Annotated in this window: 23 protein-coding genes; 6 read left to right on the top strand and 17 right to left on the bottom strand. The window is 69.6% G+C overall.

All coding sequences use genetic code 11. The features are described from left to right. The first annotated feature begins 74 nt into the window (after positions 1–74). Together WG902_RS06050 and WG902_RS06045 are read left to right on the top strand one after the other, a co-directional pair. Entirely contained in the window at positions 75–347 is a 273-nt protein-coding gene (locus tag WG902_RS06050; protein ID WP_340059051.1) for a BTH_I0359 family protein, read from the top strand. Positions 348–429: 82 nt separating this feature from the next. Continuing rightward, the gene (locus WG902_RS06045; RefSeq protein ID WP_340059050.1) at positions 430–1176 is read left to right on the top strand and encodes a ChaN family lipoprotein; all 747 of its coding nucleotides are present in this window, start codon (positions 430–432) and stop codon (positions 1174–1176) included. A 103-nt stretch (positions 1177–1279) separates the two neighbouring features. On the opposite strand, the gene WG902_RS06040 is transcribed toward WG902_RS06045, so the two are convergent. Then, entirely contained in the window at positions 1280–2611 is a 1332-nt protein-coding gene (locus WG902_RS06040; protein ID WP_340059449.1) for an aminotransferase class III-fold pyridoxal phosphate-dependent enzyme, read from the bottom strand. Positions 2612–2676: 65 nt separating this feature from the next. On the opposite strand from WG902_RS06040, the gene purU reads away from it, so the two are divergent. Together purU and WG902_RS06030 are read left to right on the top strand one after the other, a co-directional pair. Further along, the gene (gene purU, locus WG902_RS06035; RefSeq protein ID WP_340059049.1) at positions 2677–3525 is read left to right on the top strand and encodes a formyltetrahydrofolate deformylase; all 849 of its coding nucleotides are present in this window, start codon (positions 2677–2679) and stop codon (positions 3523–3525) included. A gap of 31 nt (positions 3526–3556) precedes the next feature. Continuing rightward, a complete protein-coding gene (locus WG902_RS06030) occupies positions 3557–5050 on the top strand; it encodes an FAD-linked oxidase C-terminal domain-containing protein (RefSeq protein WP_340059048.1) in 1494 nt (497 codons plus the stop codon). A gap of 19 nt (positions 5051–5069) precedes the next feature. On the opposite strand, the gene WG902_RS06025 is transcribed toward WG902_RS06030, so the two are convergent. The 4 genes from WG902_RS06025 to tsaB all read right to left on the bottom strand — a co-directional run bounded on the left by WG902_RS06025 (position 5070) and on the right by tsaB (position 12185). Beyond that, positions 5070–10118 carry a beta strand repeat-containing protein gene (locus WG902_RS06025; RefSeq protein WP_340059047.1) on the bottom strand — a complete coding sequence of 1683 codons (5049 nt, stop codon included), beginning with the start codon at positions 10116–10118 and terminating at the stop codon, positions 5070–5072. Between the two features lie 128 nt (positions 10119–10246). After that, entirely contained in the window at positions 10247–11008 is a 762-nt protein-coding gene (locus WG902_RS06020) for a uracil-DNA glycosylase (protein WP_340059046.1), read from the bottom strand. Next, positions 11005–11469, bottom strand: a complete 465-nt coding sequence (gene rimI, locus WG902_RS06015; RefSeq protein ID WP_340059045.1) for a ribosomal protein S18-alanine N-acetyltransferase — start codon at positions 11467–11469, stop codon at positions 11005–11007. The genes WG902_RS06020 and rimI overlap by 4 nt, the downstream gene beginning before the upstream one ends. Then, complete coding sequence (tsaB, locus tag WG902_RS06010) at positions 11466–12185, bottom strand: tRNA (adenosine(37)-N6)-threonylcarbamoyltransferase complex dimerization subunit type 1 TsaB (protein ID WP_340059044.1); 720 nt, start codon at positions 12183–12185, stop codon at positions 11466–11468. The genes rimI and tsaB overlap by 4 nt, the downstream gene beginning before the upstream one ends. A 54-nt stretch (positions 12186–12239) precedes the next feature. Here tsaB and dacB point away from each other — a divergent pair, with 54 nt between their 5' ends. Then, positions 12240–13628 (top strand): D-alanyl-D-alanine carboxypeptidase/D-alanyl-D-alanine endopeptidase, encoded by a 1389-nt coding sequence (gene dacB / locus WG902_RS06005; RefSeq protein WP_340059043.1) that lies wholly within the window; start codon positions 12240–12242, stop codon positions 13626–13628. Between the two features lie 19 nt (positions 13629–13647). Here dacB and WG902_RS06000 read toward each other — a convergent pair whose 3' ends face one another. The 4 genes from WG902_RS06000 to purE all read right to left on the bottom strand — a co-directional run bounded on the left by WG902_RS06000 (position 13648) and on the right by purE (position 17389). Further along, positions 13648–14607 (bottom strand): SGNH/GDSL hydrolase family protein, encoded by a 960-nt coding sequence (locus WG902_RS06000; RefSeq protein ID WP_340059042.1) that lies wholly within the window; start codon positions 14605–14607, stop codon positions 13648–13650. Between the two features lie 70 nt (positions 14608–14677). After that, on the bottom strand, positions 14678–15667 hold the full coding sequence (locus WG902_RS05995) for an L-threonylcarbamoyladenylate synthase (protein WP_340059041.1): 990 nt from the start codon (positions 15665–15667) through the stop codon (positions 14678–14680). Between the two features lie 8 nt (positions 15668–15675). Then, the gene (locus WG902_RS05990; protein WP_340059040.1) at positions 15676–16833 is read right to left on the bottom strand and encodes a 5-(carboxyamino)imidazole ribonucleotide synthase; all 1158 of its coding nucleotides are present in this window, start codon (positions 16831–16833) and stop codon (positions 15676–15678) included. Positions 16834–16888: 55 nt separating this feature from the next. After that, positions 16889–17389, bottom strand: coding sequence for a 5-(carboxyamino)imidazole ribonucleotide mutase (gene purE / locus WG902_RS05985; protein WP_340059039.1), 501 nt, complete (start codon positions 17387–17389; stop codon positions 16889–16891). 60 nt (positions 17390–17449) lie between these two features. Here purE and trxA point away from each other — a divergent pair, with 60 nt between their 5' ends. Continuing rightward, positions 17450–18337, top strand: a complete 888-nt coding sequence (gene trxA, locus WG902_RS05980) for a thioredoxin (protein WP_340059038.1) — start codon at positions 17450–17452, stop codon at positions 18335–18337. 108 nt (positions 18338–18445) lie between these two features. On the opposite strand, the gene WG902_RS05975 is transcribed toward trxA, so the two are convergent. The 8 genes from WG902_RS05975 to fmt all read right to left on the bottom strand — a co-directional run bounded on the left by WG902_RS05975 (position 18446) and on the right by fmt (position 25773). Then, positions 18446–18868 carry a hypothetical protein gene (locus WG902_RS05975; protein WP_340059037.1) on the bottom strand — a complete coding sequence of 141 codons (423 nt, stop codon included), beginning with the start codon at positions 18866–18868 and terminating at the stop codon, positions 18446–18448. 51 nt (positions 18869–18919) lie between these two features. Further along, on the bottom strand, positions 18920–19825 hold the full coding sequence (locus WG902_RS05970; protein WP_340059036.1) for a phosphoribosylaminoimidazolesuccinocarboxamide synthase: 906 nt from the start codon (positions 19823–19825) through the stop codon (positions 18920–18922). Then, on the bottom strand, positions 19826–20890 hold the full coding sequence (gene fba, locus WG902_RS05965; protein WP_340059035.1) for a class II fructose-bisphosphate aldolase: 1065 nt from the start codon (positions 20888–20890) through the stop codon (positions 19826–19828). It abuts the gene before it with no gap. A gap of 104 nt (positions 20891–20994) precedes the next feature. Beyond that, positions 20995–22428 (bottom strand): pyruvate kinase, encoded by a 1434-nt coding sequence (gene pyk, locus WG902_RS05960; protein ID WP_340059034.1) that lies wholly within the window; start codon positions 22426–22428, stop codon positions 20995–20997. A 52-nt stretch (positions 22429–22480) separates the two neighbouring features. Further along, positions 22481–23674, bottom strand: a complete 1194-nt coding sequence (locus WG902_RS05955) for a phosphoglycerate kinase (protein WP_340059033.1) — start codon at positions 23672–23674, stop codon at positions 22481–22483. 67 nt (positions 23675–23741) lie between these two features. Further along, positions 23742–24080, bottom strand: coding sequence for an AzlD domain-containing protein (locus tag WG902_RS05950; RefSeq protein WP_340059032.1), 339 nt, complete (start codon positions 24078–24080; stop codon positions 23742–23744). Continuing rightward, the gene (locus WG902_RS05945) at positions 24077–24814 is read right to left on the bottom strand and encodes an AzlC family ABC transporter permease (protein ID WP_340059031.1); all 738 of its coding nucleotides are present in this window, start codon (positions 24812–24814) and stop codon (positions 24077–24079) included. The genes WG902_RS05950 and WG902_RS05945 overlap by 4 nt, the downstream gene beginning before the upstream one ends. Continuing rightward, positions 24814–25773, bottom strand: coding sequence for a methionyl-tRNA formyltransferase (fmt, locus tag WG902_RS05940; protein WP_340059030.1), 960 nt, complete (start codon positions 25771–25773; stop codon positions 24814–24816). Before fmt ends, WG902_RS05945 begins: the two co-directional genes overlap by 1 nt. Positions 25774–25780 lie beyond the last annotated feature (7 nt).

Here is a 25780-nt window from a genome sequence, read left to right as displayed (position 1 = left end):
GCCTGCGGTGTTCTGGTTGAGTGACTACTTGAATCGGAGCGTCTCGCAGCCAGCTACAGGCATAAGGAACAGACATGCAAATGCTTTATGACTCCGATTCTTTCGTCGTGGTGCACCTGCAAGCCAACGAGCCGGCGGAGGGCGAGACCCATCCGCCGATGGTGAGGCACGGCTTCGAGATCGTGGACAAGCGCTCCAACAAGGAGGTCTACCTCGACGGTTCCTGGGCCGACGCCTTCCAGCGCCAGATCAATGCGTGGCAGCTCAACACCCCCACCCAGGAAGAGGTCGAGGAAACCCTCGACGGCTACGCCGAGCTTGCGCAGAATCCGCTCGTCATCCACTGACGGATTTCACCGGCCGGGCCAGCATGGCCCGGCAATGCGTTTCGACACATAGCCCAGCCGCAGCACCGGTACCATCCGGTGGATGCGCTTCTTGGCTGCCATCGCTGTTCCGCTCCTCCTCGCCGGTTGTTCCGGCGTTCCACTTGCCCCCGAGACCCCCGAGCCTGCCAAGGCAACCGAGGTCGACGTCCTGCTGCTAGGTGAGCAGCACGACGCACAGAGCCATGCGCGGACCCACGAGCGGTGGGTGACGACCTTGGCCGCACAGGGTCGACTGGAGGCGCTGGCCCTGGAAATGGCGGAACAGGGCACGAGCACCGGCAGCCTGCAACCCACTGCCTCCGAGCAGCAAGTGCAGCTTGCGCTGCGCTGGAACGTGGTGAGCTGGCCCTGGCCGCGCTACGCTCCCGCGGTGATGGCGGCCGTGCGCGCGGGCGTGCCCGTGGTCGGCGCCAATCTGCCGATGGACCGGCAGCGGCAGGCGATGCGCGACGACCTGCTGGACCAGCGGCTGACGCCAGCCGCGCTCGCCGCGCAGCGGCAGGCGGTACGGGATGGCCATTGCGACACCGTCCCCGCGCAGCAGATCCCGCCGATGACACGCATCCAGATCGCGCGGGATGTGTCGATGGCGCAGACAGTGGCGTCGCTGGCGCGACCCGGCAAGACGGTGGTGCTGGTGGCCGGATCCGGCCATGTACGCCCGGATGTCGGGGTGCCGCTGCACCTGCCGCCCACCTTGACGGTCCGGCCAGTCGAACTGCCGAAGGAAGAGACGGGGCGAGACTACTGCGCGGAGTTGCGCAAGCAGATGGAGCCGCGCAAGTAACCGGGGTTCGCTTCGCTCACCGCCGGCCTACAGGGATGGGACGAAGCCAGACCGCGGTCAAGTCGGTAGGCCGGCGGTGAGCGCGCAGCCGAACCCCGGTGCCCTACGCGTGCGCCTTCACCGAGTCAGCCAGCACATTGACCAGCTTGTCGATGTGCGACTTCTCCACGATGTACGGCGGCGCGATCACCAGCACGTCGCCGGCCGGGCGCACCAGCGCGCCTTTCTTGAAGCAGTCCACGAAGATGTCGTAGGCACGCTTGCCGGGCGAGCCGGCGATCGGCGCCAGTTCCACGGCCGCGGCCAGGCCGAGGCTGCGGATGCCGACCACGTTGGGCAGGCCCTTGAAGGTCGCGTGGAACGCGTCCCCCAGCACCTTGCCCATCTCACCGGCGCGCTGGAACAAGCCTTCCTTCTCGTACAGGTCGAGCGTCGCGATCGCCGCGGCGCAGGCCACGGGATGGCCGGAGTAGGTGTAGCCGTGGAAGAACTCGATGACGTGCTCCGGTGCGTCCGTCTTCATCATCGCGTCATAGATCTTGTCGCGGCAGATCACGCCGCCCAGCGGGATGACGCCGTTGGTGACCGCCTTGGCGAAGTTCAGCATGTCGGGGACGACGCCGTAGTAGTCCGCGCCGAAATTGGTGCCCATGCGGCCGAAGCCGGTGATCACCTCGTCGAAGATCAGCAGGATGCCGTGCTTGTCGCAGATCTCGCGCAGCCGCTTGAGGTAGCCCTTGGGCGGCAGGTACCAGCCGGCCGAGCCGGCGACCGGCTCGACGATGATGGCCGCCACGTTGCTCGGGTCGTGCAGCGGCAGGATGCGCTGCTCCAGCTCCAGCAGGTAGTCCTCCTGCGACTCGGGCTCGCGGTTGTGGATGTACGCGTTGGCCGGGTCGTGGATGAAGCGCATGTGGTCCACGCGCGGCAGCAGCGCCGCGCCGAACATCTTGCGGTTGGCCGGGATGCCGCCCACGCTCATGCCGCCGAAACCGACGCCGTGGTAACCCTTCTCGCGGCCGATGAAGACGTTGCGGTGCCCCTCGCCCCGCGCGCGGTGGTAGGCCAGCGCCACCTTCAGCGAGGTGTCGGCCGCCTCCGAGCCGGAGTTGCAGAACAGCACCTTGTTCAGGTCGCCCGGCGCCATCGCCGCGATCCTCTGCGCCGCCACGAAAGCCTGGTCGTTGCTGGCCTGGAAGGCCGTCGCGTAGTCCAGCGTGTCCAGCTGCTTCTTGATCGCTTCGTTGATCGGCAAGCGGCGGTGGCCGGCGCCCACGCACCAGAGGCTGGAAATGCCGTCGATCACCTGGCGGCCGTCGTGCGTGGTGAAGACCATGCCGTCCGCGCCGGTGAACACGCGTGGATCCTTGCGGAAAGCGCGGTTGGGGGTAAAGGGCAGCCAGTGGCTGTCCATGTTGAAGTCGTTGTACGCCATGGCGGGAAACTCCTGGGAACGAACCGCCATTTTGCCCCTTCCGGCCCCTGCGACAATGACGCGCTATGTCCGACGCCTACATCCTGACGCTCTCCTGCCCGGACCGACCGGGCATTGTCCATGCCGTCTCCGGCTTCCTGCTGGAGCGGGGCGGCAACATCGAAGAGGCCGCGCAGTACAACGACCACGACACCGGCCTGTTCTTCATGCGGGTGCGGTTCGCCTGCGGCCAGTTGACGCAGGACGACCTGCAGGCGCAGCTGAAGCACTTCGGCGAGGGGTACCGGATGGACTGGAAGCTGCACGCCGCGCGGCAGCCCATGAAGACGGTGATCTTCGTCAGCAAGGACGGCCACTGCCTGAACGACCTGCTGTTTCGATGGAAGAGCGGCTTGCTGCCCCTGGACATCCGCGCCATCGTCTCCAACCACCGCGAGTTCTACCAGCTGGCCGCCAGCTACAACGTGCCCTTCCACCACATCCCCGTGACCGCCGCCACCAAGGCGCAAGGCGAGGCGCGCCAGTACGAAGTGATCGAGTCGGAAGACGCGGAGCTGGTGGTGCTGGCGCGTTACATGCAGATCCTGTCGGACGACCTGTGCCGCAAGCTCGCGGGACGCGCCATCAACATCCACCACAGCTTCCTGCCCAGCTTCAAGGGCGCCAAGCCGTACTACCAGGCCCACGACCGCGGCGTGAAGCTGATCGGCGCGACCGCGCACTACGTGACGGCCGACCTCGACGAGGGCCCGATCATCGAGCAGGACGTCGCGCGGGTGGACCACGCGTACTCGGTGGAAAGCCTCACCGCGCAGGGCCGCGACACCGAAAGCATGGTGCTGGCGCGGGCCGTCAAGTGGCACAGCGAGCACCGCGTCCTGATCAACGGCCACAAGACCGTGATCTTCCGCTGACGCGAAGCCAGCACGTCGCTACAGTGCCAGCATGAACGCCCCCGCCGACCCCGAAGTCCTGCAGCGCGCCGAGCGGCAGGCCGCTGTCGTCGCCGCGCTGGAGCCGCTGCTGCCGCGTGGCGCCCTGCTCTGGCATCGCGAGGACACCACGCCGTACGAGTGCGACGGCCTCACGGCTTACCGCCAGCGCCCGCTGGTGGTCGCGCTGCCGGAATCGGAAGCGCAGGTGCAGGCCGTGCTGAAGGCCTGCCACGCGCTGAAGGTGCCGGTGGTGGCGCGCGGCGCGGGCACCGGGCTGTCCGGCGGCGCGCTGCCCCACCAACTGGGCGTGACGCTGTCGCTGGCGAAGTTCAACGCCATCCGCGGCATCGACCCGGTGTCGCGCACCGCGGTCGTGGAATGCGGCGTGCGCAATCTCGCGATCAGCGAGGCGGCCGCCAGCTACGGCCTGTACTACGCCCCCGACCCCTCGAGCCAGATCGCCTGCACCATCGGCGGCAACGTGGCGGAGAATTCCGGCGGCGTGCACTGCCTGAAGTACGGCCTGACGCTGCACAACGTGATGAAGGTGCGCGGCTTCAGCGCGGCCGGCGAGCCGGTGGAATTCGGCAGCGATGCGCTCGATGCGGCGGGCCTGGACCTGCTGTCCGTGGTGATCGGCAGCGAAGGCATGCTGGCCGTGGCGATGGAAGTGACGGTGAAGCTCATTCCCAAGCCGCTGCTGGCGCGCTGCATCATGGCCAGCTTCGACGACATCCGCAAGGCGGGGGACGCGGTGGCGTCCGTGATCGCGTCGGGCATCATCCCCGCGGGGCTGGAGATGATGGACCGGCCCATGACCGCCGCCGTCGAGGGCTTCGTGCACGCCGGCTACGACCTGACCGCCGAAGCGATCCTGCTGTGCGAGAGCGACGGCACGCCCGAGGAAGTGGAAGAAGAGATCGGCCGCATGAGCGAGGTGCTGCGCAACGCCGGCGCCACCGCCATCGCCGTCAGCCGCGACGAGCCGGAACGCCTGCGCTTCTGGAGCGGCCGCAAGAACGCGTTTCCCGCGTCAGGCCGCATCAGCCCCGACTACATGTGCATGGATTCCACCATCCCGCGCAAGCGGCTGGCCGACATCCTGCTGGCGATCCAGGCGATGGAGAAGAAGTACGGCCTGCGCTGTGCCAACGTCTTCCATGCGGGCGACGGCAACCTGCACCCGCTGATCCTGTTCGACGCCAACGACGCCGACCAGCTGCACCGCTGCGAGCTGTTCGGCGCGGACATCCTGGAAACCAGCGTCGCCATGGGCGGCACGGTGACGGGAGAGCACGGCGTCGGCGTGGAAAAGCTCAACTCCATGTGCGTGCAGTTCAGCGAGCCGGAGCTGCAGCAGATGCGCGGAGTGAAGCTGGCGTTCGATCCGCAGGCACTGCTCAACCCGGGCAAGGTGGTGCCCACGCTGAACCGCTGCGCCGAGTACGGGAAGATGCTGGTCCGCGGCGGCCGCATCAGCCACCCCGACCTGCCGCGCTTCTAGGAGGCTGCGCGGCTGCCCGTCACGGCTTGCAGGCCGTGTCGGTGATGACGATGTCGTCCTTGCCCTTGTTCTCGTTCTCCTGCTCCCTGGCTTCCCTCACGAACAGCTCGGCGAAGGTCACGACTTCGTTCTGCACCACGCGCGGCGGCCTCGGCGGCGGCGGCGGTGGCGGCGGCGGTGGCGGTGGCGGTGGCGGTGGCGGTGGCGGCGGCGGCGGCGGCGGCGGTGGCGGTGGCGGTGGCGGCGGCGGCGGCGGCGGTGGCGGCGGCGGTGGCGGTGGCGGCGGCGGCGCAACGACCAGTTGCAGGTCCGGCCCGTTGGCGACGGCGTCGAAGAGCGGTGCCACGGTGGGCAATGTCCCGGCGTCGAGCGTCGCGGCCTGGACCACGGTGTAGGAACCGTCGGGAACCGAGACGCCGCCCAGCAGGTTGACTGCCAGGGCTCCGCCGGTCGTCGCGGCGCCGGTCACGGCAAGCTTGTCGTAGGAGGTAGGGCTGGCGAAGTCGATCTCCAGCCTCGACCCGGCGTGCATGACCAGATTGCCCGTCAACGTCAGCGTGCCGACGCTGCCCGCGCCACCGGGCGAGATCGTCCCGAAGTTGTCGACCGTGCCGGCGCCGCCGGCGACGACCAGGTTGCCGGTGCCGCTGATCTCCCCGCTGGCGGCGTTCGTGAAGCCGGTGGCGATCAGCGCGGCCGGGCCGCTGCTCACGCCCGACCCGATGTTCAAGGTGCCGTCGACCACCACCCGGGCTTCGTTGAAAGCGAAGTCGGGCGTGGTGACCGTGGCGCCCGAGGCCACCCTGAACAGCCCGTGGTTGTCGACCAGGTTGAGGCTCGAATTGCCGCCGACGGCGACGATGCGCGCCCCGTCCGAATTGACGACGCCACCCGAGGGCAACAGCGCGGTCGCGTCGGCCAGTTGCACGTCGCCGAAATTGATGAAAGCGCCGCCGCCCGTGACGGAGGACGCGGCCTCCATGCGCACGTCGGAGTTGTTCACCCAGATGGAGTGCAATTGCATCGCGCCCTGCACCCGTACCGTGGTGCCGGCGGCGGTGAAGGCGCCTTGCTGCCCTGTGGCGCCGGTGGTGCTGTCGAAGTTGATGCCCCCCATGCCGCCCTGCGAATGGATTTCCGGCGCCCGCAGCACCACCGCGGCGTTCGCGGAAGAAACGTCGATCAGTCCGCCGGCGCCGCCGTTGCCGGCCAGGGGCGCGCCTTCGAACTCACCGTCGCCGCCGTCGCCGCCGCGCGCGATCAGCTGGATGCCGCTTCCCAGCAGCAGGTTGCCGCTGGAGCGCACGACCTTGACCGTGCCGCCGCTGCCGCCGGCGCCGCCGCCCGTGGTGGCGACCGCGCTGCCACCCTTGCCGCCGCTGGCGTCGATGAAGGGTGTGGCCAGGGAGCCGCCGAAGGTGACGGCGGCAATGCCGCCGGCGCCGCCCTGTCCGCCCCCTGGCTCGGCGTAGCCACCCATGGCATCGACGCCATCGGTGCGGATGTCGAGTTTCGCCTCGATGTCGATGCCACCGCCGTCGCCTCCCGAGGCGCCATAGCCGCCGTTGGCACGGAAACCGGGGGTCGCCCCGTCGATCGCGGCCATGCCGATGCCGGCCAGGGACGCCGGCATCTGCTCGGCCACGATGGAGCCGCCAGTGGACTTGACGGTGATGAAGCCGGCGTCGCCGCCGCGGCCGATGTAGCTGCTGCCGCCGTCCACCGAGACTGCCGCGTTGCCGAAGGAGCGCAACGTGATGTCGCCCGCAGCGGTGACGGACACCAGGCCGCCCCGGCCGCCGCTGCTGTCACTGTCCGAGAAGCCGCCGTTCGCATGCAGATCCTGCATCTCCACGAAGCCGCCGGCGCTGATGTCGATCGAGCCTGCGGCCCTGCCCGTCGCGCCGCTGCCTCCGCTGACGTCGGCGTTGTAGCCGAACACATTGCCGCCCGCCGAGACGAGCACGGTACCGCCCAGGCCGCCGGGGCCTGCGCCGATCGTGCCCTGGGAGCTGCCGCCGAAAGCATTGAGCGAGGCAAGCGTCACGTCGCCGGTGGTGCTCGTCACCTCGATGCCGCCGCCGGCGCCGGCCGTGCCGCCCGTTCCGGTCGTCGCTTCCGCCCGGCCGCCCGTGGCCCACAGGTCGCCGGCCTGCACCCCGGTCGCCGCGGCCAGCAGGATCCTGCCGCCCGCGCCCGCGGTGCCACCGCCGCCCGAGCCGGCGGATACGTTGCCGCCGTCCGCCTGCACGCTGGCCAGGTCGATGCGGCCGCCGGAGGTCACGCTGATGTCGCCGGCGCGCCGTGCGACCAGTGCCGTGGTCACGCTGGATGCCATGGCGTCACCGCCATTGGAAAGGATATTGCTGCCGCTGACGTCCGTCGCGGCCTGCAGGATGATGTCGCCGCCGCGGCCGGCCCGGCCGGTCGCGTCGAACGAATCGCCGCCTTGCGCCTCGATCGTGTTGACGAAGATGCCGCCATTGCTGGACGTGACGGTCACCAGGCCGCCGTTGCCGGCGTTCTGGCTGCCGAATGTGTCGTAGCCGTTGGCGAAGACGCTGGTGCCCCTGATGTCCCCCTGCGCGAGCAGCGTGATGTCGCCGGCGAAGATGCCCGAGAAGCTGCCCTGCGACCGCACTTCCAGGAAGCTGAGCGACCCGCCCGCGGCGTTGAGCCTGATGCTGCCCGAGGCGCCCGGGACGCGGCCGTTGGTCCAGAACCTGCCGTCACCCCGGATGCTGCCGCCGGCGAACACGTCGATGCTGCCGCCGGAGCGTTGCACGAAGGTGTCGGTGCTGAAGTCGATGTCGCCGCCGGCATCGATGTTGGTGGCCTGCCCGGTTCCGTAGCCGGAGATCGAGTTCGACGAGGAGCGGAACCTGATGTCGCCGCTCGCATTGACGTCGATGGTCCCACTGCCGCTGTAGAGGCTGGTGGTCGATCCGACCTCGACGCCGTTGTTGCCGATGACCACGTTGCGGCCGCCGGTGACGCTCAAGCCGGAGTTGCCGCTCAGGTTCGTGCTGGTGTCGCCCGGCACGGCCCCGATGCGCACGTCCTGCCCGGCCACCACTTGCAGCGTACCCATGGCGTAGACGGTGACGTCGTCGATCACGACATGGGAGGCCGCATTGAGCAGCGCGTTGCCGCCGACGTAGAAGTTGGCTCCGGGCGCGACCGTCAGGTCACCCGTCGTGGTGGTGATGTCGGCGTTGCCGGCGTTGGTGCCGTCAAAGGTGCTGATCGCGTCGCCCCCGCCGCCGCCGAAAACGGTACTCACCTGTCCGATGGTGAGCGGCGCGGCATTGACGATGGCGATGTGGTTGCCCGGTCCCGCGGCAACGCCCTGGAAGCGGTCCATCTTGTTGCCGCCGGTCAGCGAAATGCCGCCGCCCGCGGTCTGCGCGAAGACCGAGCCGACCTGCAGCACGCTGGTGGTCGCGTTCTGCTGGATGTACGTGCCCGCCTGCATGTACAGCGCGCCGTTGGTGGAACCGGCCGCGGGCGCCGGAGACGCAGCGACCGTCGCAGTGATCCTGCCATCCAGCTGGATGAAGCTGTCGGCGAACAGGCCCAGGGTATTGCCGGAGTTCCAGGCGACTTCGGCAGCCCCCAACAGGGTGATGGAGCCGTTGTTGGGGCCCAGGGAACCGCCCGACGTCCTGACCTCCACATGCGCCATTTCGAGCTGGGCCGCGAGGTCGGTGTCCAGGATGCGCGACGTGCCGCCACCGCCGCTGAAGATGGAACCCTGGTTCGTCGTGTTCGTGGTGCCGTTGCCCCGGATCTCGATGTCGTTCGGGTCCAGCAGCAGCGTGCCCGCCGCGCCTTGCGGCGCGCGCAAGTCCACCAGGCCGGCGAACTCGAGGAATTTCTTGCCGGATACCTCGGCAAAGCCGCCGTTGCCGCCCTGCTCGCCGCCGCGCGCGGAAATGTCGCCGTGCATGCGCGTGCTGTCGTCGGCCCAGACGATCACGCGACCGCCGTCACCATGGACGGTGGCATCCGCGCGGACGGTCGCTGCTGCGTCCACGTACGTCGCCTTGGCATTCGGCACGTTCGCGTTGTTGCCCTGGTAGTCACCGCCGATGCGCACCTGGCCGCCGCCCTGGGCGCCGCTGGCGTCGATCGCCGCGCCCGCCAGCAGCCCGACGCGCTCGCCGAGCACGTCCACGCTGCCGCCTTGCCCCCCGGCCGAGGCGACGATGGCGCCGCTGACGAGCGCATCGCCGCCGGTGGCCCGCAGGACCACCTTGCCGCCTTTGCTGGTCAGCGCGCGCGCTTCGACCAGGCCCGAGTGCTTCAAGGTCTGCGCAAAGATGCCCACCGCGTCGCCCTTGAGCGTGCCCAGGTTGACGGCCTTGTCCCCCGCCTGCACCTCCATGTGGATGCCTTCGAGCCCGCGGCCGGTGATCTCCACCTTGCGCCCGGCGGCCAGCACGGTCGACCCGTTGCTCTGGACCAGCGCCGCTTCGCCCGTGCGCACGTTCGGCGCGATCAGCACGATGTCGCCGCTGCGCGCCACGATGCTGCCGTCCACGGTCAGCGCGCCGGCGCTGTCACCGGAAAAACGCAGCCGTCCCGCCGCCGCATCGTCGTCGCTCATGCCCAGCGTGGATGCCGTGAAGCCCGCCGTGTCGACCACCGCGCCGGCGCCGACCGCGATGCCCGACTGGTTGACGAGGACCAGCTTGCCGTTGGAGCGCAACGTGCCGAAGATGGCCGACGGGTCGTTGCCCACCACCCGGTTGATCGACGTGCTGTCCCGCGTGGGCTGCACGAAGCGCGTGACGCTGCCGGCGGGGATGGAGAAGCTTTGCCAGTTGAGGGCCGAGAAGTTGCCCGCGCCGTTCTGCGTGCGCACCACCAGGTTGTTGCCGTTGGACGAAAAGCTCGCCTGCCCGTGGATCGCCTGGCCGCCGGTCGGCTGCGCGGGCGCGATGACCGGCTGCATCCCCAGCGCGGCGGCGACGGCCAGGGCGGCACCGGCAGGACGAAAGCCGGCGACGGCTGGCGCCGATGCGACGCTGTAGGCGGCTGGGCGCCTGGTCTTGGGCCTGGACATGCGGTGTGCTCCTGCTACTCAACGAAGGTAGCACAGCGTTACAGTCATCGCAATGTGTTCGCGGGCGCCGCCGGGCGGGGGGCCGCACTGGTGCGCGCGATTGCGCCTTACGTCACGAAAAGGCGGCTTCAGCCGCCATCGCGCAGCACCGTCTTGGCGAGGCAAAGGTCGGCCCAGGCCCGTCCCTTGTCCGGCAGGTTGTGCAGCAGGTATTTCGGATGGAAGGTCACCACCACCGGCACGTCGCCATAGCGGTGGACCCGGCCACGCAGGCGTCCCGGCGGTTCGTTCGCCTGCAGCAGCATCTGCACCGCGAACCGGCCCATGGCCAGGATCACCCGGGGGCGCAGCAGTTCCACCTGGCGCCGGAGCACCAGGGCCCAGCGGGCCGCTTCCTCCGCCTCGCGCTCGCGATCGTCGGGCAGGCGGCACTTGAAGGCGTTGGTCAGGTAGGCGCCGCGGCGGCGGCTGGTGCCCACCGCCTGCAGCATGTTGTCCAGGAGCTTGCCTTCGTCGCCGGCGAAGGGCGCGCCGCGCCGCAGTTCCTCCTCCACCGGGGGATCGCCGACGCACAGCCAGTCCGGTTGCCGGTCGCCTTCGCCGAACAGGGGCTTGCGCCGCAGGGCCGAAGCCCAGTCGCCTACCACCTGCTCCAGCGCCTCCCAGCCGAGACCGTCGACGCCCTCTTGCGGCGACGACAGGGCTGCCACGGGTGCCGGCCTCGCCGCCGGCGTGGCGAGCGGCGCCGCGGTCAGTGGCGACTGGATGCGCGCGACGGAAGGCTCGAGCACGGCCGGCGCGACGTCGTCCCTCCCCGGCACCGGCTCCGGGAGGAAGACGCGGACGCCCATCTCGGCCAACATGGCGCGTTGCCGCGGGGAGAGGTTCACAGCTTGAGGCTCATGACGATGGCGTCTTCCCGGCCGTGGTCGGCCGGGTAGTAGTTCCGGCGCTCGCCGACCCGCCGGAAGCCGTAGCGCTGGTACACCTGCTGCGCCCGGACGTTGGTGGTGCGCACTTCGAGCCACAGCCACTGGGCGCCTTGCGCCCGCGACCACAGGACCAGTGCGTCGAGCATCACGCGGCCCCAGCCCTGCCCCTGCCAGGCCGGCTCCACCGTGATGTTCAGGAGGTGCACTTCGTCGACGCCCTGCATGGCGACGAAGTAACCGAGCACCGCGTCGCCCGCGCCGAGGATCTGGGCGTGATAGCCGGAGCGCAGGGAATCGGCGAAGTTGCCGCGGGTCCAGGGCTGGGCGTAGGCGCGGCGCTCGATCGCGACCACGTGCTCCAGCCGGGCCTCGGTCATGGGCTCGAAGCCCGCTTCCATGCTCTTGAAAACTGCGCTCATGTCGGTTCCGCCGCGTCGGCCGCGCGCTGGGAGTCCTTGCGCGCGCGATCGGCCGCGCGTTCTTCGGTAGTTTGCGCCACTTTGTCGCGGATGTAGAGCGGCAGGGCCTGCGCGGCGGGATGGGCGGCCTGTCCGGCAAGCCCGGCGGGGGCCAGCCGCAACAGGGCGGCGGCGGTGGGCAGGGCCGTGACGCGGCGCGCCGGCGGCAACTGGCCGGCGAGCGCATCGGGCAGGTTGCCGGCAATCGTCCAGCCTGCAGGAACCTGCACGTCCTGCGGCCGCCCCAGCGCGGGCGGCGTGCGCGTGGTCCACGCCGGCCCGCTGCGCTCGTACGCCGCGTAGTAGACCTCGCCCATGCGCGCATCGAGCATCGCGACCACCTGCGTGGCGCCGCAAAGGCCGTGTGCTTGCTCCGCCACGGCCAGCAGCGTGTCGATGGGCAGCACCGGGACGCCGGCGCCGAAGCCGAGCCCCTGCGCCACGGCGGCGGCCGTGCGCAGGCCGGTGAAGGAGCCCGGCCCGCGGCCGAAGGCTATCGCGTCCAGTGCCGCCAGCGTCAGGCCGGAGCGGGCCAGCAAGTCCTCGATCACGGGAATGAGGCTGGCCGATGCCTGCGGCCCGCCGGCCGCCGTGTGCTCCAGCACGGCTGCGCCTGCGGCCACGGCCACGGCCACGGAAAGCGTCTCGGTGCTGGTGTCGAAGGCGAGGAGGTTCAAGTCGGGTTCCGGCAACCGCCATTATCGAAGCATCAGGACAACATAATGGCGCGCATGAAGTACCGGACCCACCTTGCCTGCTGGCTGCTTGCCTGGACCGGTGCCACGGCGCTCGCCCAGGGCCTGCCTGCGGAAGTCGAAAGCGCGCTGGCCGAAGCCGGATTGCCACGCGACGCCGTCGTCATGCTGGTGGCGCCCGTCGATGGCGGCCCGGCGCGCGTGGCCCACCGGGTCGACGTGCGCGTGAACCCGGCGTCCATCGCCAAGCTGTCGACGACGCTGGCCGGCCTGGAATTGCTGGGCCCCACTTACGTCTGGAACACTCCCGTCTATTTCGACGGCCCGGTGCGCGACGGCGTGCTGCAGGGCAACCTGGTGATCAAGGGCCAGGGCGACCCGAAGCTGGTGATCGAGCGGCTCTGGCTGCTGCTCAAGCGCGTGCAGTCGATGGGCGTTCGCAGCATCACCGGCGACATCGTCCTGGACCGAACGGCGTTCGCGCTGCCTGCGCGCGATCCCGCGGCCTTCGACGGCGAGCCGCTGCGCCCCTACAACGCCAGCCCGGACGCGCTGCTGGTGAACTTCAAGGCCGTGACCGTGACGATCACGCCGCAAAACGGCCAGGCGCGGGTGCGCACCGAGCCCGCGCTGGCCGGCGTGCAATGGCCCGCCGGCGTGCCGCTGGGCGGCGGCGAGTGCGGAGACTGGATCACCTCCCTGCAGGCGGACTTCCGCAATCCGGCGCAGGTGCGCTTTGCCGGCACCTTTCCCGCTGCCTGCGGCGAACGGGTCTGGCAGGTCGCCTACCCGGACCCCGCGAACTACGCGTCGCGCGCCATCGCGGCCGCCTGGCGCGAGATCGGTGGTGAACTGCGGGGACAGGTGCGCGACGGTCGCGTGCCGGCCGGCGCGAAGCCGGCGTTCGAATTCGCATCGCCCGGACTGGCGGAGGTCATCCGCGACATCAACAAGTTCAGCAACAACGTGATGGCGCAGCAGCTGTTCCTGACGCTCAGCCTGCAGCAGCGCACGGTGGGCACCTTCGAAGGCTCCCGCGAGGTGCTAGGGGCCTGGTGGCGCGACCGCTTCGGCGGCGAGCCGCCCGTCACCGACAACGGCTCCGGCCTGTCGCGCACCGAGAGCATCACCGCCGGCCAGCTCGGGCAGTTGCTGCAGGCCGCGTGGGCCTCGCCCCTGATGCCGGACTTCGTGGCTTCACTGCCCGCGCTGGGCCTGGATGGAACCTTGCGGCGCAACCGGCAGAACGCCGGCCTCGCGCACCTGAAAACGGGCAGCCTGGTGGACGTGTCCGGAGTGGCCGGCTACGTGCACGGCCCGCTGGGCCGGCGCTACGTGCTGGTCGCGATTGCCAACCACCCGCGCGCCTCGGCCGTGCGGGCCGCGACCCAGGCGCTCGTGCAATGGGCCGCCCGCCAGCCTTGACGGCCGGCCTGCGTGCAGCCTAGAACCGCTCCTTGATGCGGTCGTAGACGTAGTCGCCGAACAGCTGGTGGCCACGCGGCGTGGGATAGACGCGATCGGCGAACACGTACCGCGTGTAGTCCTCGCGCCCGGCGGCCAGGGTGTTCGGCGTGCACAGGTTCGAGTTGACCTCGCCGGAGCCGGTGCCGATTCCGGGACCCGGATCGACAGAAGTGCAGACAACGGCGGTCGGCGACAGCTCGTTCAGGTCGTAGGCCGCGGGGTTGCCCGTGACCTGGTTGAAATACAGCGCCGCATCGACATACAGCACGTTCTCGCCCAGGTCCTTGATGTAAATGAGGAACTGCTGGTTGAAGCGGCTGCTGGCGCTTTCCAGCAATGACCCCTGGTTCACTTGAAACGCCCACGGCGAGCGGCCCAGGTTGTACGGGCCCGCGACCACCACATGGAGTGCGCCGGCGTCCACCAGGCGCTTGACCTGTGCGCCCAGCGCGCGGCCGGCCTGCCCGAGAGCATCCAGCATCTGGTCTTCGGACTGCGCGCCGGTGATCACCTTCTGCGCTTCGGCGATCACGTCCGAGGTGCCGGCGCTGATCAGGATCAGGTCGTCGTCACCGAGCGTGCCCGTCGCCAGGAACGTGTCGATCTGTTCCTTCACGGTGGGCGTGGCATTGCTGCCGGCCGCATCCGGCCTGGCCGCCACGCGGGCGTTGCCGGTGGCATAGGCGAAGCCGCCGGTTGAAGAGGGCGCCGTGGTCAGGCCGTACTGCACCGACACGGCTTCCGTCCAGACATTCAGCGTGCCGTCGTTGACGGTATAGCGCGAACCGTTCTGGCCCAGGTCGGCCATGGCGTCGCCGAAAGTGACGACCCGCGCAGGCGAGAACGGATCCACGATGTCGCCGCCGCCGCATGCGACCAGCAGCAAGGCCGACGCACAGGCCGCCAGCCAGCCGCGCCGCAACCATTGAGTTGCCATGATGAAAATCTTTCCCGGTGAAACGAGCGAGTTTACCGACGGCGCGTAAACCCGTCGCCGGACGCCAGCCTCAGCTCGCGGCCGCGCGCTGCAACCGGTCGCGCACGCCGTCCCACTCGGGGGCGTCCGGTGGCGCCTCCACCCAGATGAGCTTGACGCCTTGCGCGTCGAATTCACGCAGCACGGCAAACAGTTGCCGCGCGGTCTCGACGGCATCGTCGGGCATGCGCCGGTAATGCGGCGAGCGCGTGCGCAGCGCCGAGCGGGCGTACACGGCGATGGCGGCGGCGTCCGGGCCCAGAAGATCCAGCGCCGTCTGCATGAGCTTGCCGTCCATGAGCCGCACCTTCGCATCCGGGGCGTAGTGAGACTCCAGGGTGCCCGAGGCGCGCGGGCCGGCATCCGGCATCTCCTCGGGCAGCCACAGTCTTTCGCCGCACGCCTGCTCGATCTGCGAGCGCGTCAGCACGCCCGGGCGCAACAGCACCGGCTGGCCGCGCGAGCAATCGACGATGGCGGACTCGATCCCCACGGGAGTGGCGCCGCCATCGAGCACCAGCAGGCCGTCGTCGAATTCCGAAGCCACGTGCGCCGCGGTCGTGGGGCTGACGCGGCCGAAGCGATTGGCGCTCGGGCCTGCCAGCCCGTCCACCGGCGGCGTGCACTGGGCGCACGCCAGCAGCAAGGCGTGCGCCACGGGATGGGCGGGGCAACGCAGTCCGATCGAATCCTGTCCGCCCGCGGCCGCCGCGCCGCGTTCGGGCCGGCGGGGCAGGATCAGCGTCAGGGGTCCGGGCCAGAAGGCCTGCATCAGGCGTTGCGCCACCGGGGGCACTTGCGCTGCAAAGCGCTCCGCGGCGGCGGCATCCGCCACGTGGACGATCAGGGGGTGATCGCTGGGGCGGCCCTTGGCGGCGAAGATCCCGCCCACGGCGCCATCGTTGCCTGCGTCCGCGCCGAGCCCGTACACCGTCTCGGTGGGAAACGCCACCAGGCCGCCGGCGGCAAGCACCTGCGCGGCTTGCGCGATCGACCCTGGCAGACGCCCGTCGAGGATCATGGGTCGGCTCAGAAAGGCTGGAGGCCCAGGCGCTGCGCCGCCTGCAATGCGACCGCCCGCACGGCTTGCGGCGAGGTGCCGGTGACCGTGAGGTGGCCCATCTTGCGGCCGGGCCGCGCGCCCAGCTTGCCGTACAGGTGCAGGTGCGTGCCGGGCAAGGCCAGCACGGAACCCCAGTCCGGCGTGCTTTCCTCAGCGCCCCTGGCGAACCACAGGTCCCCCAGCAGGTTCAGCATGAGCGCCGGACTGTGCTGGCGCGGCTGCACCAGCGGCAGGCCGGCCAGCGTGCGCACCTGCAGTTCGAATTGCGACACATCGGCGGCATCCATGCTCCAGTGCCCGCTGTTGTGGGGCCGCGGCGCCATCTCGTTGACCACCAGCGCGCCGTCTTCCAGCCCGAAGAATTCCACGCACAGCACGCCGACGTAGTCGAGTCCTTCGGCGATGCGGCGCGTGGACTCCACCGCCCGGCGCGCCTGCTCCGCGGGCACGCAGCCCTCGTGCACTTCGGTGACGGCGAGGATGCCGGCCCGGTGCAGGTTGCGCTGCACCGGCAGGTGCACCATGGCGCCGTCGCGCCCGCGCGCGACCAGCACCGAGCATTCGAAGGCCAGCGGCAGCAGCTTCTCCAGCACGCACGGCGCACGCCGCAGGCCTTCCCACGCCGCGCGCAGCTCGGCCCGGGTGCCCACGCGGGCCTGCCCCTTGCCGTCGTAGCCCAGCCGCGCGGTCTTGAGGATGCCGGGCAGCAGGTCGTCGACGACGCGGTCCAGGTCGTCCGCGTCGGCGATCACCGCGTGCGGCGCGCAAGGCACACCGCAGCGCGTGAAATGGGCTTTTTCCTGCGCGCGGTCCTGCGCTATGGCCACTGCAGCCGCGCCCGGGGCCACTGGCCGCCGCTCGGCCAGGCGGGCCAGCGCGTCGGCGGGCACGTTCTCGAATTCGGTGGTGATGGCATCGGCATGGCCGCACAAGCGGACGAGGCCTGATTCGTCGAGGTAGTCCGTGCGCACATGGTGATGGCTCACGCTTCCAGCCGGACTGCTTTCGTCCGGATCGAGCACCGCCGTGAAATAGCCCATGCGCTGGGCGGCATGCACGAACATGCGGCCCAGCTGGCCGCCTCCCATGACGCCGAGCGTGGCGCCGGGCAGCAGCACTGTCATTCGGATGCCCTCCGCGCTACGCGCTGTGGGATTCGCCTTGGGGCGGCCCGGCGGCTCATGCGGCGTCCTTGGGGGGCAGGGTCATGGCGCGGGCGGCGTCCGTCTGGCGCGCGCGGAAGGCGTCGAGCCTGGCGCGCAAGGCAGGGTCGTGGCTGGCCAGCATGGCCACGGCGAAAAGCGCCGCGTTGGCAGCGCCGGCGGCGCCGATCGCGAAGGTGGCCACCGGAATGCCCCTGGGCATCTGGACGATGCTGTGCAGCGAATCGACCCCCTGCAGGTGGCGGCTGGCCACCGGGACGCCCAGCACCGGCACCGTGGTCTTGGCCGCGAGCATGCCGGGCAAATGGGCCGCGCCGCCCGCGCCGGCAATGATGGCCTGGAGGCCTCGACCGGCGGCGGCCTCGGCATAGGCGAACATGTCGTCGGGCATGCGGTGGGCCGAGACGACCTTCGCTTCATGGGGGATGCCGAATTCCTGGAGAATCTGCACCGCGTGCTGCAGGGTGTCCCAGTCGCTGCTGGACCCCATGACGACCCCGACCGACACGGCGCTCATGTTCATAGAATTCCCGAAGAAGACCCTGATTTTACTTTTAGCGAGCCGAGCGACCCCCGCATGATCGACATCACCGCCGAGAACTTCGAACAGGAGGTCATTGCAGCCTCCATGAGCCAGCCCGTGCTGGTGGACTTCTGGGCGCCCTGGTGCGGGCCCTGCAAGGCCATCGGCCCGATCCTGGAAAAGCTGGAGGGTGACTACGGCGGCGGCTTCAAGCTGGCAAAGATCAACTCCGACGAGGAGCAGCAGCTGGCGGGCGCCTTCGGCATCCGCAGCATTCCCACCGTCGTCCTGATGAAGAACGGCCAGCCGGTGGACGGCTTCATGGGCGCCCTGCCGGAAGGCAAGGTGCGCGAGTTCCTGGACAAGCACGTGCAGGCGCTGGCCGAACAGCCGGAGGAAGAGGAGCCGGCCCCCGATCCGCTCGCCGAGGATCCTGCCGCCCGGCTGGAAAAACTGCAGCAGGCCGTGGCCACCGATCCGTCGAACGACGACGCGCGCGTGGACTATGTGAAGGCGCTGTTGCAGGCCGGCCGCGAGGCGGACGCGCGCCGCACCTTCGAGCCGATGGCCGCCAAGGCTGCCGCGGTGCGCAAGGTGGATGCGCTCGCACGCTGGCTGGACGCGCTGGCGTTTGCCGCGGCCAAGCCATCGGCCGCGCAGCTGGACGCGAAGATCGCCGCGAACAAGCGCGACTTCCAGGCCCGGTTCGATCGCGCGCGCCTGCTCGTCGCGCAGCAGCAGTGGACGGCCGCGATGGACGAATTGCTGGAGATCCTGATGCGCGACAAGGCATGGAGCGAAGACCTCGCCCGCAAGACCTACATCGCGATCCTGGAAATCATCGAGCCGCCGAAACCGAAGGTGGCCGAAGGGCAGATCCCGCCGGACGATCCGGTGGTGGCGACGTACCGGCGCAGGTTGTCGAGCGTGGTGCTGTCGTAACGAGACCAATGTCGGGGTCGGCTCGTCGCCGAACCCGACCTACGATCAGCGTCGATCGATTCCGCCGCTCCACGGTAGGTCGGGTTGCGCGACAGCGCACCCCGACATTCACCGGGTGAGCATCACCACCCGCTGCGCCGGCGCCCGCACGCGCACCTCGACGAGCTCGCCGCCGGTGCGCAGTTTCAGGAACGAAACGCCATCGACGTCCAGGACCCCGGCGGACAGGGCCGGCACCTCGGTCTTGCGGCCGGCCGGTTCGCCGTCGGCGCTCAGCAGCGGCTGCACGCCGTTGCAGCTGGACAGGAGCGCGGGCTGGGACAGGCGCACCTGCTTGGCGCTCGCGATGGCGTTCCTTGCGCTGCCGGCGAGCGCCTGCCCCTTGGCGCCGAGCAACTGGACACCCGCCAGGCGCGGCGCCCAGGCGCCATCGCTCAGCCGGCCGGCCACGATGCACTGCGCGTCGGATTGCGCGAACGCCGGCACCGCAAGCAGCGCAGCGGCGCCCAGGAGAAGGAGCTTGGCTTTCATCGCGCCAGCATAGCGCGCAGGGTGGCTGCGCGCGCCGGCCTTTACATGCTGCTACGCCGTCAACCGGTCGAGCGCTTCCCGGTACTTCGCCGCCGTCTTCAGGATCACGTCCTGCGGCAGCCGTGGCGCCGGCGGCGTCTTGTCCCAGGGATGGCCGTCGATGCTGGCCGACTCCAGCCAGTCGCGCACGAACTGCTTGTCGTAGCTCGGCGGATTGTCTCCGTTGGCGAACGCGGCCTGGTAGCCCTCGACCGGCCAGTAACGCGAGGAGTCGGGGGTGAGCACCTCGTCCATCAGCACCAGGGCGTCGCGCTCGTCCAGCCCGAACTCGAACTTGGTGTCGGCGATGATCAGGCCCTTGGTCAGCGCGAAGTCGGCGGCCTCGCGGTACAGGCGGATGCTGGTGTCGCGGATCTGCGCGGCCAGCTGCGGGCCGATCATCTCCACGACGCGCTCGTAGCTGACGTTCTCGTCGTGGCCGGAAGTCGCCTTCGCGGCGGGCGTGAAGATCGGCTGCGGCAGCTTCGATGCGTTCTTCAGGCCGGGCGGCAAGGGCACGCCGCAGACCGACTGCGACTGCTGGTACTCCTTCCAGCCGCTGCCGGCGAGGTAGCCGCGAACGACGGCCTCCACCATGATCGGCCGCAGGCGCTTGACCAGCATGGAGCGGCCCTGCACCTGCGGGATTTCGGCGGGCGTGACGACGCTTTCCGGCGCTTCGCCCGTCAGGTGGTTGCGGCACACATGCCCGAGCCGCGCGAACCAGAACAGCGCCATCTTCGTCAGGATCTCGCCCTTGCCGGGAATGGGCTCGCCCATGATCACGTCGAAGGCCGAGAGGCGGTCGCTGGCCACCATCAGGATGCGGTCGGCGCCCACCGCATAGTTGTCGCGCACCTTTCCGCGCGCCAGCAGCGGCAGCGAGGTGATGTTGGAAGTGTGGAGGGCAGTTGCCACTCAGTTCACGACTTGCGCGAGCTCGCCCTTGGCGTACTTCGCGGCCACCACCTGCAGGTTCTCGCCCTTGATCTTCGACCCCTGGCCCTCGCAGCCGAATTCGATGTAGCGCTGCTTGCAGATCTGCTTGGCCGCCTCGCGCGCCGGCTTCATCCACTCGCGCATGTCGAACTTGTCGGGGTTCTGGGCCAGGAACTGGCGCACCGCGCCCGTCATGGCCAGGCGGATGTCGGTGTCGATGTTGATCTTGCGCACGCCGTGCTTGATCGCTTCCTGGATCTCTTCCACCGGCACGCCGTACGTTTCCTTCATGTTGCCGCCGTACTTGCGGATCACGGCCAGCAGGTCCTGCGGCACCGAGGACGAGCCGTGCATCACGAGGTGCGTGTTGGGGATGCGGCGGTGGATTTCCTTGATGCGGTCGATCGCCAGGATGTCGCCGGTGGGCTTGCGGGTGAACTTGTAGGCGCCGTGGCTGGTGCCGATGGCGATGGCGAGCGCGTCGATCTGGGTGCGCTTGACGAAATCCGCGGCCTGCTCCGGGTCGGTCAGCAGCTGTTCGCGCGTCATGGTGGAGTCGGTGCCGTGGCCGTCTTCCTTGTCGCCCTTCATCGTCTCCAGCGAGCCGAGGCAACCGAGCTCGCCTTCGACCGTGACGCCGTACGTGTGCGCCATGTCGGCGACCTTCTTGGTCACCTCGACGTTGTAGTCATAGCTGGCGATCGTCTTTCCGTCCGCCTCCAGCGAGCCGTCCATCATCACGGACGAGAAGCCCAGGTTGATGGCGCCCTTGCAGACGTCGGGGCTCTGGCCGTGGTCCTGGTGCATCACCAGCGGGATCTGCGGGTACGCCTCGATGGCGGCGGAGATCAGGTGCTTGATGAAGGACTCGCCGGCGTACTTGCGCGCGCCTGCGCTGGCCTGCAGGATCACCGGCGCATTGGTTTCCTTCGCCGCCTCCATCACGGCCTGGACCTGTTCGAGGTTGTTGACGTTGAAGGCGGGGATGCCATAACCGTTGGTGGCGGCATGGTCCAGCAGTTCGCGCATGGAAACGAGGGGCATGGCAGTTCCTGGGGGTACGACAGAGCGGGCCGGGCAGTCGTCGCAACCGCCCGGTAACCGAGGAATTCTAGCGCTGAGCCCCGCCGGCCGGGGCCCCGCCCAGCTCAGCTGGCGCGAACGATCTTGAGCATGTTGGTGCCGCCCGGCGCGCCCATCGGCTCGCCGCAGGTGATCGCGTAGATGTCGCCGGCCGAGAGGATGCCGCGCTTCTTCAGGTGGGCCTCGGCTTCGGCCAGCGCCATGTCGCGCTCGACGTTCTGGTCCATCAGCAGCGGCCGCACGTTGCGGTACAGCGCCATCTTGCGCTGCGTCACCAGCTTGGGCGTCAGCGCATAGATCGGGATGTGGATGCGGTGCCGGCTCATCCACAGGGCGGTGGAGCCCGAGTCCGTCAGGGCCACGATCGCCTTGCAGCCCAGGTGATACGCGGTGAACAGCGCGCCCATCGCGATGGACTGGTCGATGCGCGAGAACGCCATGCCGGTGAAGTCGGCGTCCAGCTTCACGTCCTCGGCCATCTCGGCCTCGGCGCAGATGGCGGCCATCTGCAGCACCACCTCCACCGGATACGCACCGGTCGCCGTCTCGGCGCTGGTCATCACCGCGTCCGTGCCGTCCAGCACCGCGTTGGCGACGTCGCTCACCTCGGCGCGGGTCGGCACGGGCGCGGAGATCATCGACTCCATCATCTGGGTGGCGGTGATCACGACCTTGTCGTGCTCGCGCGCCAGGCGGATCATCCGCTTCTGCAGCGCCGGCACCGCGGCGTTGCCGACTTCCACTGCCAGGTCGCCGCGCGCGACCATGATGCCGTCGCTGGCGCGCAGGATCGATTCGAGGTTGGGGATCGCTTCGGCGCGCTCGATCTTGGCGATCAGCGCCGGCTTGTGCCGGTACTCCGCGGCCGCCACGTTGCACAGTTGCCGCGCCATCTCCATGTCGGTGGAATTCTTCGGGAAGCTCACGGCCACGTAGTCGGCCTGGAAGCTCATCGCGGTGCGGATGTCTTCCATGTCCTTGGCGGTCAGCGCCGGCGCGGTCAGCCCGCCGCCCTGCTTGTTGATGCCCTTGTTGTTGGACAGCGTGCCGCCCATCTTGACGGTGGTGCGGATCTGTTCGCCCTTGACGCTCTCGACCACCAGCACGATCAGCCCGTCGTTGAGCAGCAGCACGTCGCCCGCCTTCACGTCGCGGGGCAGCTCCTTGTAGTCCAGGCCCACGCCCGCCACGTCGCCCGGCTCGGTGCGCGAGGCGTCGAGGACGAATTTCGCGCCCGACTGCAGCATGACCTTGCCCTCGGCGAACTTGCCGACGCGGATCTTGGGCCCCTGCAAGTCCGCCATGATGGCCACTTCGCGCCCGGCCTCCTGGCTGACGCGGCGCACCAGCGCTGCCAGCTCGATGTGGTCCTTGGCCGTGCCGTGGCTGAAGTTCAGCCGCACCACGTTGACGCCGGCGCGGATCATCCGCTCCAGCACGACGGGTTCATTGGAAGCAGGCCCGAGGGTAACGACGATCTTGGTGGCACGACGCGCCATGGAGGCGTTCTCCTCTGTAATTCAGTGGGCGATTCTCACACGGATGCGGAGTTCAGCCGTTCGCGCGCTTCTGCAGGATCTCGAACGCCGGCAGCGTCTTGCCCTCCAGCACTTCGAGGAAGGCGCCGCCGCCGGTGGAGATGTAGCCCACGTCCTGCTCGATGCCGTACTTGGCGATGGCCGCCAGCGTGTCGCCGCCGCCGGCGATGCTGAACGCATCCGATGCGGCGATCGCCCGCGCGATGGTTTCGGTACCGTTGGCGAAGGCGTCGAACTCGAACACGCCCACCGGGCCGTTCCAGACGATGGTGCCGGCGGCCTCCAATTGCCGGGCCAGCTTCAGCGCGGTTTGCGGCCCGATGTCCAGGATCATGTCGTCGGGCGCCACGTCCGCCGCGGCCTTCACGCTGGCGGGCGCATCGGCGGCGAAGGTCTTCGCCACCACCACGTCGGTCGGGATCGGGACTTCGGCGCCGCGCGCCTTCATGGCCTGGATCACCGCGCGGGCCTGGTCCAGCAGGTCCGGCTCGGCGAGCGACTTGCCGATCGGCAGTCCCTCCGCCAGCATGAAGGTGTTGGCGATGCCGCCGCCGACGATCAATTGGTCGACGTTCTTCGCCAGCGCTTGCAGGATGGTCAGCTTGGTCGACACCTTCGAGCCGGCCACGATGGCCACCAGCGGCCGCTTCGGATTCGCGAGCGCCTTGGTGATGGCGTCGATCTCCGCTGCGAGCAAGGGCCCCGCGCACGCGATCCTGGCGTGCTGCGCGATGCCGTACGTGGAAGCTTCCGCCCGGTGGGCGGTGCCGAAGGCGTCGTGCACGAAGATGTCGCACAGCGCGGCCATCTTCTGCGCCAGCACCGGATCGTTCTTCTTCTCGCCCTTGTTGACGCGGCAGTTCTCCAGCAGGACCACCTCGCCGGGCTGGACGTCGACGCCGTCCACCCAGTTCGCCTTCAGCGGCACGGGCCGGCCGAGCAGCTCGGACAGCCGCGCGGCGACCGGCGCCAGGGAATCCGCCGGTTTCAGCTCACCCTCGGTGGGCCGGCCCAGGTGCGACGTCACCATCACCGCGGCGCCGCCGGCCAGCGCCATCTGGATGCATGGCACCGAAGCGCGGATGCGCGTGTCTTCGGTGATGCGGCCTTCGTCGTCCTGGGGCACGTTCAGGTCGGCCCGGATGAAGACACGGCGGCCGCGGGCGCGGCCCTCGTCGCAGAGATCGGAAAAGCGCAGGACGTTCATGGAATGCAGCGTTTCTTGTTGGACGGGAGAACCCGCCATTCTAGGAAGGCGGGCACGGCCGCGCTGGCTACCAGCGCAGGCCGAGGTGCAGCGGCAGGTACACGGCCATGCCGACCAGCAGCGTGACCAGCACGCTGCGGCGCCAGAAGAAGGCGGCGCCGCCGGCCAGGGCGGCGAACAGGCGCGCATCCTGCCAGGTGGCGATCAGGTGCCCGTTGCTCATCACCACCTCGGGCAGCACCACGCCGGCGAGCGCCGCCACGGGTGCGTACCGCAGCGCGCGCTGCACCCAGTCCGGCATGGCCCAGCGCTGGTCGAGGATGAAGAAGAAGCAGCGGGTGAGCACCGTCACCACGCCCATGCCGGCGATGATGAACAGCGTCCAGCCGTCGGTGACACCGGTCATGCCGCGCGCTCCCGTGCAGCCGCTGGCATCCGGCCTTCCAGCCACAGGCAAGCCAGCACCGCGACGGTGATCGCCACGACGACGTTCAGCTTCAACGGTAGCGCGTACGTCGCCACGGCCGCTGCGCCGGCGACCAGCGCCGCGACCAGCCGCAAGCGGGTGTTGGCCAGCGAGCAGACGATGCCGACCAGGCACAGCACGCCCGCGAAGCCCAGTCCCCAGTGGCTGGGCACCAGGTTGCCCACTGCGATGCCGGCCAGGCTGGCAGAACACCATGCGCACCAGGTGAGGAAGTAGTTGCCGGCGAGGAACGCCTCCTGGGCGGCGCGCTCCGCCGGGTCCGCCGACGGCGCGGGATAGCGCTGGGTGAACAGCGCATAGCTCATGTCGGCAGTGAGGAAGCCGTTGACCAGACGCCGCCACCGCGGCAGGTGCATCAGGTAGTCGCGCAAGTGCAGGCTGAACACCACGAAGCGCAGGTTGACGCACAGGGCCGTGGCCCAGATCACCCACGCCGGCGCGCCGGCGGCGAGCAGCGGGATCGCGGCCAATTGCGAGCTGCCCGCGTAGACCCACATCGTCATGGCCACGGCCTCCGTCACGCTCATGCCGGACTTGATCATGGCGACGCCGGTCATGAGCCCCCATGCGGCGATGCCGGGAGCGACGCTGGAGCTGGAACGGATGCCTGCGCGGAACTGCGGATGCCGGTGGACGGAAGGCAGGAAGAACATCAGCTGTCGAAACGCATGCCGGCTTCGACCGCGAAGCCCCGCAGGAAGTCGGCGGCGGGCAGCCGCCTGCCGCCCGGGCGTTGCAGTTCGGTGATCTGCAGCCGGCCCTGCCCACACGCGACGCCGATGCCGTCGCCATCCAGGGCCACCACGGTGCCGGGCGGCACGCTGCCCCCTCCTTGCATGACGGCGTGGGCGCGCCAGATCTTCACTGCTTCGCCGCCCAGGGTCGAGGTCGCTCCCGGGAACGGGTCGAAAGCCCGGACCCGGCGTTCGATCCTGTCCGCGGGCTGCCCCCAGTCGATGGTCGCTTCGGCCTTCTCGATCTTGTGCGCGTAGGTCACGCCCTCGGCCGCTTGCGGCGTCGGACGCAAGCCTCCGCAAGCGGCCAGCTCGAGCGCCTCCACGATCATGCGGCCGCCGAGCGCGGCGAGCTTGTCGTGCAGCGTGGCGGTGGTGTCGTCCGGGGCGATCGGGGTCGTCTCCACCAGCAGCATGTCGCCCGTGTCCAGCCCCGCGTCCATCTGCATGATGGTGATGCCGGTTTCGGCGTCGCCCGCTTCAATGGCGCGGTGGATCGGGGCGGCGCCGCGCCACCGGGGCAGCAGCGAGGCATGGATGTTCAGGCAGCCCAGGCGCGGGGCGTCGAGCACCCATTGCGGCAGGATCAGTCCATAAGCCGCGACCACCATCACGTCCGCCCGTGCTGCGGCGATCGCATCGCGCGCAGCGGCGGCGTCGCCGGGATGCTTGCCGTCCAGCCGCAGCCCGCGCGGTTGCGCCACCGCGATACCGTGTTCGAGCGCGAATTGCTTCACCGCGGACGGCTGCAATTTCATGCCGCGACCGGCCGGGCGGTCCGGCTGTGTCAGCACCAAGGGGATGTCGAAGCCGGCGGCATGCAGCCGCTGCAAGGCGACGCGGGCGAACTCGGGCGTGCCCGCGAAAACCACGCGCATGCGTCGC

Source organism: Ramlibacter sp. PS3R-8 (assembly GCF_037572435.1).
Classification (GTDB): domain Bacteria; phylum Pseudomonadota; class Gammaproteobacteria; order Burkholderiales; family Burkholderiaceae_C; genus Ramlibacter.
This window is presented reverse-complemented; position numbering and strand designations above follow the sequence as displayed.

Bases quoted from the DNA above. Each gene is read 5' to 3' on its own strand.
- WG902_RS05955 (WP_340059033.1), bottom strand. From the start codon at position 23,674: ATGAACGTCCTGCGCTTTTCCGATCTCTGCGACGAGGGCCGCGCCCGC.
- purE (WP_340059039.1), bottom strand. From the start codon at position 17,389: ATGAGCGCCGTGTCGGTCGGGGTCGTCATGGGGTCCAGCAGCGACTGG.
- trxA (WP_340059038.1), top strand. From the start codon at position 17,450: ATGATCGACATCACCGCCGAGAACTTCGAACAGGAGGTCATTGCAGCC.
- fmt (WP_340059030.1), bottom strand. From the start codon at position 25,773: ATGCGCGTGGTTTTCGCGGGCACGCCCGAGTTCGCCCGCGTCGCCTTG.
- fba (WP_340059035.1), bottom strand. From the start codon at position 20,890: ATGCCCCTCGTTTCCATGCGCGAACTGCTGGACCATGCCGCCACCAAC.
- WG902_RS06000 (WP_340059042.1), bottom strand. From the start codon at position 14,607: ATGGCAACTCAATGGTTGCGGCGCGGCTGGCTGGCGGCCTGTGCGTCG.
- WG902_RS05945 (WP_340059031.1), bottom strand. From the start codon at position 24,814: ATGTTCTTCCTGCCTTCCGTCCACCGGCATCCGCAGTTCCGCGCAGGC.
- WG902_RS05950 (WP_340059032.1), bottom strand. From the start codon at position 24,080: ATGACCGGTGTCACCGACGGCTGGACGCTGTTCATCATCGCCGGCATG.
- dacB (WP_340059043.1), top strand. From the start codon at position 12,240: ATGAAGTACCGGACCCACCTTGCCTGCTGGCTGCTTGCCTGGACCGGT.
- WG902_RS06040 (WP_340059449.1), bottom strand. From the start codon at position 2,611: ATGGCGTACAACGACTTCAACATGGACAGCCACTGGCTGCCCTTTACC.
- WG902_RS06030 (WP_340059048.1), top strand. From the start codon at position 3,557: ATGAACGCCCCCGCCGACCCCGAAGTCCTGCAGCGCGCCGAGCGGCAG.
- WG902_RS06025 (WP_340059047.1), bottom strand. From the start codon at position 10,118: ATGTCCAGGCCCAAGACCAGGCGCCCAGCCGCCTACAGCGTCGCATCG.
- WG902_RS05995 (WP_340059041.1), bottom strand. From the start codon at position 15,667: ATGATCCTCGACGGGCGTCTGCCAGGGTCGATCGCGCAAGCCGCGCAG.
- WG902_RS05990 (WP_340059040.1), bottom strand. From the start codon at position 16,833: ATGACAGTGCTGCTGCCCGGCGCCACGCTCGGCGTCATGGGAGGCGGC.
- WG902_RS05975 (WP_340059037.1), bottom strand. From the start codon at position 18,868: ATGAAAGCCAAGCTCCTTCTCCTGGGCGCCGCTGCGCTGCTTGCGGTG.
- rimI (WP_340059045.1), bottom strand. From the start codon at position 11,469: ATGAGCGCAGTTTTCAAGAGCATGGAAGCGGGCTTCGAGCCCATGACC.
- pyk (WP_340059034.1), bottom strand. From the start codon at position 22,428: ATGGCGCGTCGTGCCACCAAGATCGTCGTTACCCTCGGGCCTGCTTCC.
- WG902_RS06045 (WP_340059050.1), top strand. From the start codon at position 430: ATGCGCTTCTTGGCTGCCATCGCTGTTCCGCTCCTCCTCGCCGGTTGT.
- purU (WP_340059049.1), top strand. From the start codon at position 2,677: ATGTCCGACGCCTACATCCTGACGCTCTCCTGCCCGGACCGACCGGGC.
- WG902_RS06050 (WP_340059051.1), top strand. From the start codon at position 75: ATGCAAATGCTTTATGACTCCGATTCTTTCGTCGTGGTGCACCTGCAA.